The sequence below is a fragment of the Kangiella sp. M94 genome, assembly GCF_054926195.1.
Map to the genome: position 1 here is coordinate 30229 of NZ_CM142903.1, position 13893 is coordinate 44121.

Genomic DNA, 13893 nt, shown 5'->3' on the forward strand with positions numbered 1-13893 from the left:
TATGTTACTTACTTTAATTCGCTTGCTGTCTCTCAGTAATCCGTTTAAATAAGTCTGTGTAAGGGGATTTTGGATCGATTGCTGCTAATACTTTGGCCATTGCTGGTACGCCGTTTTGGCCGAGGGCGTTGAAAAATACGATGACGCCATCTTTACTGTCACTGTAGAAATAAGCTATCGCTGTTTCCGACCAATCGCTGCCGCCATGGCCAACCACTTGATAATCGCCATAATCCAAAACCTGCCAGCCTAATCCATATCCTTGTTCTACAGGGCAAAGTTCTTTTCCTACACGCTCACAATCCACAGCTTTAAATTCTTCGGAAGTTGATTGCATACTGTTGCGTTGCTGAGCCAGTTGACCGGAATAGCTCTGATTATCCATCGCGTGAATCATAAACTTTGCATAATCCTCAACGCTGATCACAAGTGCATCGGCAGCTGACCAGCTGCCTTGCTCTGGACACCAACCCTCCGGGCGGCAATAAGGACCAGCAGTACTACCGTCTGGTTGTTTTGATTGAGCCATTTGTGCAAAGAAATCTTGATCAACCGTTATCGAAGTGTTTTCAAGAGTTAATGGGTCTATCAATTGTTCCTGTACAATTTGTGGGAAACTCTTACCAAGCTTATTCTCAATAAATTTGGCTAAATATTCGAATCCTTCACCGGAATATCCAAATTGTTCACCTGGAGCATGTGTAAATGCCAACTTGCTATCTTCATTGGCATAGCGCCAGTTAAGAAAGCCTGTGGTGTGTGTTAGAACCATGCGAGGGGTTAGTAATTTATGGCGCGGGTCATCAATAATGTCAGGGTCAACCCAATATGGATGCATTGGTTCGTCTAATGATATTTTGTTATCACTGACAAGCTGTAACGTAGTTTCCGCAACCATTGATTTGGTGATCGAAGCAACATCAAACATTGTTTCAGAATCAGTTTTTACTTCTTCATTTTGTTGTCCATGATAATGCGTCCAAATTAATTCACCATTTTTAATAATACCTATGCCAGCTGTATTAATATCATGTTGATTGAGAATTTCAGGTAACCGTTGTTCAAGTTGAAGCTTATCCTCGTGGGTCAAATTAATATGCGAAGGAACAGTGGAGGAGGTTGTTGCACAGCCGGCCAACCAGAGGCTGAGACTACAAGCGAGCAAAGGCAAAGTGGAGCTGTTTGATGGTAATTGATTGCTGGGTTTCATCTTATATTCTCTTAGTTAAGTTTATTTTAATGTATTTGTTATTAATATAAGATGCCAAAATCAAACAAAGGGTTTAGTTTTGCTTTTGTGTTATTGAGAGTTAAGTTTGTGGTGGATGTCCAATATTTTGTTTGGTAGAGGCTTGTAGATTAGTTTGTGATCTAGTTAAAGGAAAGTGGCGGTATGAAGAAAATGAGTAGGATAAAATTTCTAACTATAGTTATTGTTTTAGTATGTTCAAGTGAACTTAAAGCACAGATAAAAAGTGAGTGTGACAAACTATATAACTTGTTTCCTGGGGTGGCTGTCGAACTCAATAAAGCTAAGAGTGCAGAAAAAAACATAGCTAATCTAAAAAGTGAGATTATAAAAATTTGTACGGAAGAGGCTCTTGAGGGGCGGGGGCTATCTCAGTTCTGGTTGGCCGATATCAACTACCGTGGATTTGGGAAAGAAAAGGATATTTATAAAGCTTTGTATTGGTACCTTGTATCTGAGCAGCAAGGAATCCTAGGCTCTAGGATTATGTTGGGCCAATTGTTTTTTGATGGTAAGTACATATCAAAGGATATAAGGCTTTCGTATTACTGGTTCGTAAAAGCGAATTCAGATCTTGAGAGCTTCGATACAAAATTTTGTTTAAACTTCATTGACACTTTAAGCGATGAGGAGATAGAAAGGATAGAGAAGAAAGTGCGAAGGGAAGAGGGTGTCACCGATCTTGGTTCTTGCTCAAAGAAACTAAGTAATAAAAATTAATAACGCTTAGGACACTCATTTATCTGGTGTTTGGTTACTGTAGCCTCGAAAGAACGATAGTGAATTTCGAGGTTCTTGAAGTTAGTCAGAAAACGCTATTGTTGTTGAGATAAAGGTTGTTGTTGAAACCTCGAAGGCGCTTTTGCTTATTTGAGGCTACGCTTGCTAATTGTGTTAGGGATTTTGTTTGGAAAGAAATAAAGAGAGTGCAGTAATGATAAAGATAAGGATAGGTTACTTTTTGATCTTGGCTTCTCTAGGCCTATATGTATACATTTTCTTCGACATGGCTGGCTTAATAGAGATCGAAAAATTAAGCTTATTTAAAGAATTAATATTTGCTGTTTGTCTGTTTGTCTGTTTGTCTGTTTTCTGCTGCAGCTTTATTCTTTTTTACTTTTTACAAGTGTTTAGTAAATAAGAAATCGGAAAACAAAGTGCTTTGGTTAGCTCTTTTCTTTATCGGCTTTCATCCGATCTCAATTGCTTATTGGCTAATACATGAAAGAAAATTAATGGATCTCAGATAAGACACTGCTACTAATTTTTAATAAAAAAAATAGAAGTTAATGCGGTCTTAATACTGCATCACGGCCTGGGCCGCGTTCTCTTTCGTCGGCTGGAATAAGCCTAGTGCCAGTTTCTTCACAGGATACAACCCAATCACCGCCACCACCGACATAAGATGAATGTTTATTACTGCCGGAAAACTCCTTTGGCCCATCCGACAATGGTCCTTCTGCTGTTCCGACATAGGTGAACTTTTGAAGATCAATCTTGAGAATCCCATCTTCAATTTTCCAAAGACCAGAGTGGATATAGGTGTTGTAATCAACAGTGGTTTTGCCGTCACTAATCATGTGTGGGTCTTCGATGCGGAAGGTGCCGCCTCTTTCAAATGTCACAATCGGGCCATCGTTATCGTAGTTGACGACTCCGCCATCCATTTCGAAGATCTGTTTCGTGGCACCTCTGAAACGAAAACGGTCTTTGGTGTCTGCTGCTTCGATCATGCGCTTGGCTTTTTCCAGTTCTTCAAGCTGATCAGGTGGCACCATTGCCCGGTACATTTCAATCGCTTCAAGCGCACCGTCGAAAGTATCTTCGGCTTCAGAGTCGGCTGTTGCCATTTCTGTCCAGCGACCGATATGACAGCCGCAGGTTAAACCGTCTGTGTTATCCAGCGTAAGATTGACATCCAAGTTATGACCGGAGGGCATGATTGCTGCGAACAAAATCGGGGAGCTTGATGGTGCCAGTTCTACCGTTTCAGTAACTCGAATCCAGTTGTCCTCTGAGTCTTTGTAGGCGAGCTGTGCATCACCGGGCTCGACAGTTAGCGGTGATGCCGATCCTTCCGGAAACGTTACTTCCCGCAATTGGACTGAAAGTGGTGGTCCTCCAATTTTAGCTCCACAGGCCTCGGCAATATCCAGCGGTTCGAACTCCGCCTGGTGCGGTAATGGTCGCCCATCCGGCATGGTTATGGTCTGCTCGGCCTGTGCAATCGCCCAGTCAAGCCAACGCTCCGGTGGTAGAATTTCGGCAGCACGGCCAGGCTCCTTTAGGTATTCTTGCCCGCCCATGCCAATGGATATCGCCCAGTCTGTTCCAAACTGCTGATCACCCCAGAAAAAGTAGGGCTGGGCGTCATAGCTGTGCTGCGTAAGCGAACATTCAGGCTGACGTTCGAAGAATTGTTCTATCTTGTGGTCACGTTCAGTTGCGCCCGGGACAACCTTGTGTGCCGCCCATTCGGCAGCCCCTTCGACCCACCACAACTGACTCATTGCTTTATCATATGAGCCGCGCTGCATTGTGTGCATCCACTCATGAGCCAAAACAAATCGCTTCCTCCGCTCACCATCGATTGTGTGTGTGCGAACCACAACCAGGCATAATCCTTCTGGTATCGGGACTTCACGTTCTATTTCATTGCCTTCCTCATCCAAGCTTACGAAATTGGATAAATCATGTATTTCATCCTTGGCTGCACAGTTGGCGAAAGCCAAAGTATCACCGAGAAGATCAAGTTCACTTTCAACCAGCAATACAGGACGATCGGGGGGGGTGGGAATATATTTTAATCGCTCCCCACTATCTTCAGCAGCATCTCGTTCAGCTGCAGTAGGAAAATAACTTTGTAGTTCTTCAATTCGAGGCGCAAGTAATCGCAACCGTTCGAGCATGCGATCACTTGTGTGCCTATCTCCATGCTTACGCACACGATAAATGACCTGATCACCTATCTGGAAGTCGACCGGCTGGAGCTCTCCCATTTCGGCTATTTCAGTCATATGAGCATCCCAGGCACCGGGAGGCGTGTCATAATCAGGAGGCACTGGACAGGTAGCATTAGCAATTGGTACACACAATATCGTTCCGATAAGCCAAAACAGCCTCAACGAACAGAACCTTTTCCAGCTCCTTTGCACCAAACCAATCGAGGAAATTTGAAGCGGAGGAAGCGGATCTGTATTCATTTTCATAGCACTTGTCAGAATTGATGTGAGTAATCGAGTAAGTATATGATGTTTTTTTACCTGAAACTGTGCAACGGGTTGGCTGACGCATCATGACCAGAAATAGCTTGGTAACTGTCCGACTGCTCCATTCTAATGATTCTAAATCCCGCTAAAACCTTCATTTTACGGGGATTTGCGCTTGTTGCGATTCGGTCACTCAGGTATCCTTAGAGGCTTGTGTCGGTGGGCCGTAGCGATGGGCCTGTAACGAATCATTAATTCAAGAATCTGCAAGCAATGCAACTATCAGAACAATCTCTACCAGAACATTATCAACCTTCTGAAATTGAAGGAAAAATCCAGCAAAAGTGGCAGCAAAACAAGACTTTTAAAGCGGTTGAAGATGCTTCCCGTGAGAAGTATTACTGCTTGAGCATGTTTCCGTATCCGAGTGGCCGTTTGCACATGGGCCACGTTCGCAACTACACCATTGGTGATGTGATTTCGCGTTTCCAGCGCATGCAGGGCAAGAATGTATTGCAGCCGATTGGTTGGGATGCGTTTGGTTTGCCGGCGGAAAATGCGGCGGTCAAGAATAAGGCTTCGCCTGCGCCTTGGACCTATGAAAATATTGAGTACATGAAAGGTCAGCTGAAAATGCTGGGCTTTGCTTACGACTGGGATCGCGAGCTGGCGACCTGTAAGCCGGAGTATTATCGCTGGGAACAGTGGTTCTTTACTAAGCTGTATGAGAAGGGTCTGGTTTATAAGAAGACCTCATCGGTAAACTGGTGTCCGAATGATCAGACGGTTCTGGCCAATGAGCAGGTGGTTGATGGTGCCTGCTGGCGCTGTGATACGCCGGTTGAGCAGAAAGAGATTCCGCAGTGGTTTATTAAGATCACTGCCTATGCCGAAGAGCTGTTGAATGATCTGGATAAGCTGGATGGCTGGCCTGAGATGGTTAAGACCATGCAGCGTAACTGGATTGGCCGCTCGGAAGGCGTGGAAGTTGAGTTCTCTGTAGAGACAGGGGTTGAGAGCGATAATGGCAACGGCATAGAGCCATTGCACGTTTACACCACACGCCCTGATACTTTATATGGCGTGACCTATCTGGCAGTGGCCGCAGCGCATCCGTTGGCGACCAAAGCAGCGAAGAACAATCCTGAGTTGGCAGAGTTTGTTGACGAATGTCGACACAGCAAGCTATCCGAAGCCGATATGGCGACCATGGAAAAGAAAGGTATGCCAACCGGTATCTATGCGATTCATCCATTAAGCGGCAAAAAAGTGCCGGTGTGGGTGGCGAATTTCGTATTGATGGATTATGGCACGGGCGCTGTGATGGCGGTTCCGGGACATGACCAGCGCGACTATGAGTTCGCGACTAAATACGGTATTGATATCGCGCCGGTAGTGAAACCTGCTGATGGCTCCGAGCTGGATATCAGCGAACAGGCTCATACCGAAAAAGGCATTCTATTTAATTCGGGCGAATTCGATGGCCTGGATTTTGATAAAGCATTTGCTGCTATTACCGCGAAATTAGAAGCCGAAGGCAAAGGCAAAAAGACGGTCAATTACCGTCTGCGTGACTGGGGTGTTTCCCGTCAGCGTTATTGGGGCGCGCCGATCCCGATGATTAATATGCCGGACGGTTCGGTAGTTCCAGCGCCAGAAGATCAGCTGCCGGTTCGCTTGCCCGAAGATGTGGTGATGGATGGCGTGACCAGCCCATTGAACACCGACGAAGAGTGGAAGAAGGCGATAGTTGATGGCGTTGAAGGTGTGCGTGAGACTGACACTTTCGATACCTTTATGGAGTCGAGCTGGTATTACGCGCGTTACACCAGCACCGGTTATGACGAGGGTATGCTAAACCCTGAGCAGGCCAATTACTGGCTGCCAGTGGATCAATACATTGGTGGTATCGAACACGCCACCATGCACCTGATGTATTTCCGTTTCTTCCACAAATTATTGCGCGATGCAGGGCTTGTGAATTCTGATGAGCCGGCCAAGCAATTGTTGTGCCAAGGCATGGTGCTGGCGGATGCTTTTTATTACACCGACGACAAAGGTGCCCGTCATTGGGTTTCACCACTTGAAGTTGAAGTGGTTGAGCGTGATGATAAAGGACGAATTATTAAGGCTGTGGATAGCGGCGGTCGTGAGGTGACTCATGCCGGTATGACCAAAATGTCCAAGTCGAAAAATAATGGTATCGACCCACAGTCGATGGTTGATGAGTATGGTGCTGATACCATGCGCCTTTACACCATGTTTGCTTCGCCGCCGGATCAGGCGCTGGAGTGGCAGGATTCTGCGGTAGAAGGTTCGTTGCGTTTCTTGCGTCGCCTGTGGAAACTGGTGCAAAGCCATCAGCAGAAAGGCCCAGTGTCGAAGCTGGATGCGGCAAGCTTGAATAACGATCAAAAAGCGTTGCGTCGCAAGACACACGAAACCATTGCTAAAGTCACTGACGATTATGCGCGTCGTTATACGTTTAATACGGCGATTGCTGCTGTGATGGAATTGCTTAATCATGTCAGCAAGGCAGAAGAGTCAAGCGAGCAGGATCGTGCGGTCGTACAGGAAGCGTTGGATGCGGCGGTGGCTATGTTAGCCCCTATCGTTCCTCACATCTGTACTGTGTTGTGGCAGTCGCTGGGCGGGCTGGTTAATGAAGAACGCGGTGATGTGGTGGATGCCGAATGGCCAACAGCGGATAAATCGGCGATGGTACAGGATGAAAAACTCATCATCGTGCAGGTCAACGGCAAGGTTCGTGCCAAGATCACTGTTGCTGCTGATGCCAGCAAAGACCAAGTTGAAAAGCTGGCGATGGCTGATGATCATGTGCAGAAGTTTATTGGCGATAGCACTGTTCGCAAAGTAATCGTAGTACCGGGTAAACTGGTGAATATTGTTGCGAATTGATTTGTGACAAACTCGAACATAGAAGCGTAAGTAGGAAACCAAAGGAAGATACTGATGAAGCGATTGAGTCTTTTGTTAATGTTAACAATGGTGATCATTGGTTTGAGCGCCTGCGGATTCCAATTGCGTGGACAGGGTGCTGAATTATCCAACACAAAAGTCTGGTTAATCAGTCAGGACATGAACGCGGATTTTGAGCGTCGTCTTAAGCAGCGCTTGGCCTATCAAGGGGCACAACTGGTGGATGAACCCGAGTTGTCTGAGTTGCAATTGGCGATTGTTAATTATGGCGTTGAGCGTCGCACGGTGGCTCGTGATAGTTTAGGTCGTGCCGCAGAGCTGGAACTGATTTTTACTTTGGAGTATCAGATGTTGACGCCTCAGATGGTTACTGAACAGGAACCTACTACTCAGCGTATGACCAGTCGTCGCGAATTTGCTTATGAGCGTAACCTGGAGTCTGGGCAAGAGCGCGAGCAACAACGTTTGATTGCTGATATGCACGAAGAAGTGATTGGTCGTTTGTTATTGCAGATCGCAGGTACGGTAAGTGATTAGGAGAGTCCATAAAGCGTGAAAATTTATCCCGAACAGCTGGAGAAAAACCTTAACACACTGTATCCGGTTTATCTGGTTGCCGGGGATGAGCCTTTGCAGAAAATGGAGGCGGTTGATGCCATTCGCGCTTACTGCAAACAACAGGGGCTGCTCGAACGACAAATTATTGAAGAGGCCGGAACCAGCAATCCACTAACTGATCAGGCCGGCACCATGTCATTATTCGCTGAAAGTCGCCTGCTTGAGTGGCGCTTTGATAAAAGTATCAAAAAAGCGCATGGCGAATTCATCCAATCTTTTATTAACAGTGAACCGCAGGATGTATTGCTGATCACTGCACCGAAACTGTCTTCTGAAAAACGTCTGGCCTGGTATAAAACCGTTGAGCAGAAAGGCTTGGTAGTGGAAGCCTGGCCGGTGCCAGCTGAGCGTCTAGGTGGCTGGTTATCGACTCGCGCACGCCAGCTTGGTGTTGCTTTAGAGCCTGATGCATTGGCGACGCTGATTGAGCGCTGCGAAGGCAATCTTTTGGCGGCGCAGCAGGATTTGCAGATGCTGTCCTTATTATCCGATGGCCAGCCAGTCAGCTCTGACAACATCAAAGAATACGTTGGCGATAATGCTCGTTACTCAGTTTATGAATTGTCTGATGCCTGTCTTAGCGGGCAAACTGATCGAGCGTTACGCATGTTGGCGACCTTGCAGGCCGAAGGTGTTTATCCTCTGGTACCGATTAATCAACTGTTGCGCGAATGCCAGTTGTTGGCCGATTGGGCTGAAAAAATGGCACAGGGCGAAACACTGGCCAATATTATGCAGAGTCAGCGAGTCTGGCCAAAGCGCCAGAAAATACTGCAGGTGGCGATGAGCAAAGGCAGCGTTAAGAAATGGTATGCGCTGGTGCAGCGGCTGACCTATCTTGATAAATCGGCCAAAGGGCAGGCTGATGCCGATGTATGGCAGGAGCTGGCGCATGTGGTTTGTTTGATGACCAATCGCAATCCATTGCGAGGAAGTGGTAAGTCAGCTAAGTTTGCTGCATCTAAAGCATCAGCACCGAAAGTATCTGCCGAACAGGGCTTATCCGATCTGAAAAAGTCTTTAGGAATGAATTAGTTATGGCTACCAGTTGCGGTATGGTTCATATCATTCTTGGCGGCACATTTGATCCGGTACATTTAGGCCATCTGCGCATGGCACAGGAAATGCTTAATCGCTTTCCCGAAGCGCGAGTCTCTTTAATGCCGGCGGCCTATCCTCCTCATCGGCCAACTCCTGGCGCTACCACCGAGCAGCGGATTAACATGCTCAAACTGGTTCTGGAAACCAGTCCCAATTTTATGTTGGATACACGCGAACTGGAGCGAGACGAACCCAGCTACAGCGTGGTCACTTTGCGTAATATGCGATTGGAAGTTGGTGATAACCCACTGATTTTCTTAATGGGGACCGATGCTTTTTCTAAACTGGATAGTTGGTATCACTGGCGGGAATTATTGGATTTAAGCAATATTCTAGTGGTCGGTCGCCCGAGCAGCGAGCTACCACAACAAGGGCCGGTGGCTGAACTTTATCAGGCGCATAAGGTCAGTAACCCGCAAGATTTAGCACACCACTCATGTGGCAAAATTGGCTTTTGCGAAATGCCACAGCTGGATATTTCTTCAACCTATATTCGTCAGCAAATAAAAAGCGGATTTTCACCGCGTTTTTTATTACCTGATGTTATACTAGACTACATTCAACAGCATAGCCTCTATGGCTATCAATCACATTCACCCAAAGGTAATTAATGCAAGCGGAGCAATTGAAAGAGCTGGTTGTTGACCAGCTAGAAGGCAGCAAAGCCAAAGACATCAAAGTATTAAATGTGAAAGGTCTCAGTTCAGTGACTGATTACATGATCATAGCCAGCGGCACCTCTAGCCGCCACGTCAAATCGGTAGCCCATAATCTCGTGTCTTCTGTGAAAGATGAAGGTGTTCAGCCGTTAGGTGTTGAAGGTGATGATGTGGCTGAGTGGGTGCTAGTGGATTTAGGTGATGTTGTAGCTCATATTATGATGCCGCAAACTCGCGATTTTTATCAGTTGGAAAAATTGTGGGACCCCAACTGGAAAGAAGTCAGCGCACAGCACTAATTTATCATTCTAAACAGCGATGCAAGTTCGTCTATTAACTGTTGGCCAGAAAATGCCGGCTTGGGTTGAGCAGGGTTTTCAGGAATACGCCAAAAGATTCCCCAATGATTTTAAACTTGAGCTGGTCGAAGTGCCGGCTGAAAAGCGTGGAAAAAACGCGGACATTGCACGGATTACTGAAAAAGAAGGTAAGTCGCTGTTGGATAATATTCAATCCGGTGATTGGGTGATTGCGCTGGATGTCAAAGGAAGATCGTTTTCTACCACTCAGTTGGCGGAACAAATCGAACATTGGCAGCAGCATTATCCCAATGTGGTACTGCTGGTAGGCGGTCCTGAAGGTTTATCCGAACAATGTCTGGCGCGAGCTAATCAAAAGTGGTCATTATCGGCTTTGACTTTTCCGCATCCTCTGGTGCGCATTATCATTGCTGAGTCACTTTATCGTGCCTGGTCTGTGACTGTGAATCATCCTTATCATAGGGAGTAAGTCTCACAGAGAGTGAGTCGCACAAGGGAAAATATTCGAAGTAAGAAGTGCAGGAAGTCAGGCCGAAAAGATTGATTAAGGATGTCGATCCAAGATTAATGAATGGGATATGAAATTATTTCAGCTGGTGTTAGTCCATAAGGTATGTATAAACGACAAGCCATAAAAGACGTCGGTCGCGAAACTTCCATGTTTTTCGCGCGTTGTATTGTGGCTTTGTTTATTGTTTTCGTATTGCTGATGGTGCTCATCAGTCGCCAGTTCAAGCTACAGGTTGTCGATTACCAAAAGTACCAAACCCAGTCGGAAAATAATCGCATCAGCATTCAACCGATTGCACCCGTGCGTGGCTTAATTTATGACCGCGATGGTCAACTGCTAGCGCAAAACCGCTCTATATTTACACTCGAAATCACCCCTGAGCAAACCAAAGAGCTGTCGCGTCTGATCACAGAGTTAAGAGAGCTGTTGGTGATTAGTGATGAACAGGTTATCAAGTTTCTGGAACAGGTTAAGTTCCGTCCCAAGTTTAATTCCTATGTTTTAAAGTCGAACCTCACAGAAGATGAGGTTGCTAAGTTTTCTGTGGTTCAACACCTTTATCCGGGCGCTAGCGTCGAGGCGCGTTTAGAGCGTTATTATCCATATGGTGATGAGCTGGTTCATGTATTAGGTCGTATGGGCGCGATCAATATTGCAGAACTTGATGCTATGGATGAGGATACTCGGCGCCGCTACGCCGCTACCTCGAAAATGGGCAAGCTGGGTTTAGAGCGATACTACGAAAGTATTTTGCATGGCGAGGTTGGTAGTCAGCGAGTAGAAACGGATGTGCGTGGTCGCATTATTCGAGTTCTTGAGAGAACGGATCCGAAAGCGGGAATGGACATCCACCTGCATCTCGATTTGGGTTTGCAGCGCAAGGCCACTCAGCTCATGAAGGAAGTCGAAGCCAGTGGCGCTATTGTGGCAGTAGAACCATCAACTGGCGGCGTTCTGGCGATGGTCAGTCAGCCCGGTTATGACCCCAATTTATTTACCGGTGGCATTTCCAGTAGTGATTATCAAAAATTATTAACCCCCGATAGACCGCTTTATAATCGCGCAGTACAGGGAACCTATGCTCCGGCTTCGACCATTAAACCTCACTTGGCGTGGCTGGGGTTAAAAGAAGGTGTCATTACCCCGCAGACAAAAGTTCGCGATCCGGGCTGGTTCTCTTTACCTAATAATGATCGTCGTTATCGCGATTGGAAGCCGTGGGGGCATGCGCCTTATATGGATGTGTTGGATTCAATTATTGAGTCTTGTGATACCTTCTTTTATGACCTTGCGGTACGCATCGGAATCGATCGAATTAATGAAGGTATGATGCAGTTCGGTTTTGGGCAAAAAACTGGCATCGATATGGAAGAAGAAAAAATAGGCATTTTACCCTCCAGAGAATGGAAGCGGACTGCCCGTAAAGAGCCCTGGTATAACGGTGACACTGTTAATATTGGTATCGGACAGGGTTATTGGACCGTGACTCCATTGCAGCTGGCAAACGCTACGGCAGTGCTTGCCAATGATGGTCTTCGCTATCAACTGCAATTGGTTCGTAAGTTTGTGGATGGCGCTATTCATGAGCAGAATGTACCAGTGATGGCCTACCATCAAATTGAGGTCGGTGATGGACAGTGGCTCGACCTGGTGAAGAAAGGTATGCACGATGTAGTTCATGGAGCGAAAGGGACTGCTCGCGGTGCTTTCACTAATACTGACTATGTTGCAGCAGGTAAGACAGGTACCGCGCAGGTTAAAAGTATCGCTGAAGATGAAGAGTATGATGCGGAAACATTAGCTAAAAAATTCCATGATAATGCTTTGTTCATTGGTTATGCGCCGTTTGACAGCCCCAAAATTGCGCTGGTGGTGGTGATGGAAAATGCGGGTGGTGGTAGTAGTAATGCGGCACCCATAGCGCGCGAATTGATGGACTTTTATTTATTGGAAGACACTGAACAAGAAACCGAGGAAGTAAGCGATGGCGCTGCTCAGTAGTACCGCGAATAGCCATAAAGGACGATACAGCCTACTGTGGCGCTGGCATATCGATGCGCCACTGTTGCTGGGTATTTTGATGCTAATGGCCTTCAGTCTGTTGGTGGTTTACAGCGCAGGAGGCGAGAGCATGGCCTTGGTTAAACGGCAGGCAGTGAGATTTGCGATAGGCCTTGTTGTGATGTTTGTTATTGCGCAGTTTGAGCCACGAACATTTCGTCAGTGGGCGCCAGCCTTGTATGCCGTTGGCATTGTGTTTTTGTTGGCGGTACTTTTTTTCGGTGAGTCCAGTAAGGGCGCACAACGCTGGATTGATATTGGAATTCGTTTCCAGCCTTCGGAGATTATGAAGCTGGCTGTTCCGCTCATGGTAGCCTGGTACTTTGCTGAAAAAGCGTTGCCTCCCACTTTTTTGCAAACGATCGGGAGCTTGGTGCTGGTATTAACGCCGATGGCTTTGATTATGTTGCAACCTGATCTGGGAACTTCGTTGTTGATTGCAGCATCAGGATTGTTTGTAGTTTTTTTTGCCGGCATTCGCTGGCGCTATATTGTAGGGGCTGTGATTGTCGCTGCTATCTTCATTCCTATCTTATGGTATTTTGGCATGCACGATTACCAAAGAGGGCGTGTCCTGACTTTCCTTAATCCTGAGCGCGATCCACTTGGCGCTGGCTATCATATTATTCAATCACAGATAGCGATTGGCTCAGGCGGTATTTATGGCAAAGGGTGGCTTAATGGGACACAGTCACAACTGGAGTTTTTACCGGAGCGCCACACTGATTTTATTTTTGCGGTGCTCGGCGAGGAGTTTGGTCTGGTAGGTATTGCTCTTCTTTTAGCACTCTATGCCTTTGTTATTGTTCGCGGTATCTACATTAGCCTGCAAGGGCAGGAAACCTTTAGCAGATTATTAGGTGCGTCACTAATTTTAACCTTCTTTATCTATATTTTTGTAAATATAGGCATGGTCAGTGGTTTGTTACCGGTGGTCGGGCTACCATTGCCCTTAATCAGTTATGGTGGCACCTCGATCGTCACTCTGATGGCCGCTTTTGGCATATTAATGTCGATACAAACCCATCGACGGCTACACTCCACTTAAAGTGGTTACTTGAGAAATTAAGTGTTTGATATAAATTAGAGAGCTACGTGATGTTCTGGAGCTTATATCTAGCACCAATAACCCCTTTATATTGAGCTAAGACACGTACAAAATATAGCAATTAAAATCGTGGATGATTTTGATAAGAATTTTCAGCACAAGGATGTGATGTAAATT

Annotated in this window: 11 protein-coding genes; 9 read left to right on the forward strand and 2 right to left on the reverse strand. The window is 46.3% G+C overall.

The window, feature by feature from the left end; genetic code table 11:
• Nucleotides 1–13: 13 nt before the first annotated feature.
• Complete coding sequence (locus ACYTXU_RS00140) at nt 14–1210, reverse strand: serine hydrolase domain-containing protein (protein ID WP_462207467.1); 1197 nt, start codon at nt 1208–1210, stop codon at nt 14–16.
• 183 nt (nt 1211–1393) lie between these two features.
• On the opposite strand from ACYTXU_RS00140, the gene ACYTXU_RS00145 reads away from it, so the two are divergent.
• Nucleotides 1394–1969, forward strand: a complete 576-nt coding sequence (locus tag ACYTXU_RS00145; RefSeq protein WP_462207468.1) for a tetratricopeptide repeat protein — start codon at nt 1394–1396, stop codon at nt 1967–1969.
• Nucleotides 1970–2535: 566 nt separating this feature from the next.
• Here the strand turns inward: ACYTXU_RS00145 and ACYTXU_RS00150 are convergent.
• A complete protein-coding gene (locus ACYTXU_RS00150) occupies nt 2536–4344 on the reverse strand; it encodes a hypothetical protein (RefSeq protein ID WP_462207470.1) in 1809 nt (602 codons plus the stop codon).
• A gap of 387 nt (nt 4345–4731) precedes the next feature.
• Between ACYTXU_RS00150 and leuS the strand changes: the two genes are divergently transcribed.
• The 8 genes from leuS to rodA all read left to right on the forward strand — a co-directional run bounded on the left by leuS (nt 4732) and on the right by rodA (nt 13716).
• The gene (gene leuS, locus ACYTXU_RS00155; protein ID WP_462207472.1) at nt 4732–7377 is read left to right on the forward strand and encodes a leucine--tRNA ligase; all 2646 of its coding nucleotides are present in this window, start codon (nt 4732–4734) and stop codon (nt 7375–7377) included.
• Nucleotides 7378–7431: 54 nt separating this feature from the next.
• Nucleotides 7432–7935 carry an LPS-assembly lipoprotein LptE gene (locus ACYTXU_RS00160; RefSeq protein WP_462207474.1) on the forward strand — a complete coding sequence of 168 codons (504 nt, stop codon included), beginning with the start codon at nt 7432–7434 and terminating at the stop codon, nt 7933–7935.
• A gap of 15 nt (nt 7936–7950) precedes the next feature.
• Nucleotides 7951–9051 carry a DNA polymerase III subunit delta gene (gene holA / locus ACYTXU_RS00165; protein WP_462207475.1) on the forward strand — a complete coding sequence of 367 codons (1101 nt, stop codon included), beginning with the start codon at nt 7951–7953 and terminating at the stop codon, nt 9049–9051.
• Between the two features lie 2 nt (nt 9052–9053).
• On the forward strand, nt 9054–9728 hold the full coding sequence (gene nadD / locus ACYTXU_RS00170) for a nicotinate-nucleotide adenylyltransferase (protein WP_462207477.1): 675 nt from the start codon (nt 9054–9056) through the stop codon (nt 9726–9728).
• Nucleotides 9728–10075 carry a ribosome silencing factor gene (gene rsfS, locus ACYTXU_RS00175; protein WP_462207478.1) on the forward strand — a complete coding sequence of 116 codons (348 nt, stop codon included), beginning with the start codon at nt 9728–9730 and terminating at the stop codon, nt 10073–10075. The genes nadD and rsfS overlap by 1 nt, the downstream gene beginning before the upstream one ends.
• A 19-nt stretch (nt 10076–10094) precedes the next feature.
• Nucleotides 10095–10565, forward strand: a complete 471-nt coding sequence (rlmH, locus tag ACYTXU_RS00180) for a 23S rRNA (pseudouridine(1915)-N(3))-methyltransferase RlmH (RefSeq protein WP_462207480.1) — start codon at nt 10095–10097, stop codon at nt 10563–10565.
• Between the two features lie 144 nt (nt 10566–10709).
• Complete coding sequence (gene mrdA, locus ACYTXU_RS00185) at nt 10710–12608, forward strand: penicillin-binding protein 2 (protein ID WP_462207482.1); 1899 nt, start codon at nt 10710–10712, stop codon at nt 12606–12608.
• Nucleotides 12592–13716: a rod shape-determining protein RodA gene (rodA, locus tag ACYTXU_RS00190; RefSeq protein WP_462207483.1), complete on the forward strand. Its 1125-nt coding sequence runs from the start codon at nt 12592–12594 to the stop codon at nt 13714–13716. Before mrdA ends, rodA begins: the two co-directional genes overlap by 17 nt.
• Nucleotides 13717–13893 lie beyond the last annotated feature (177 nt).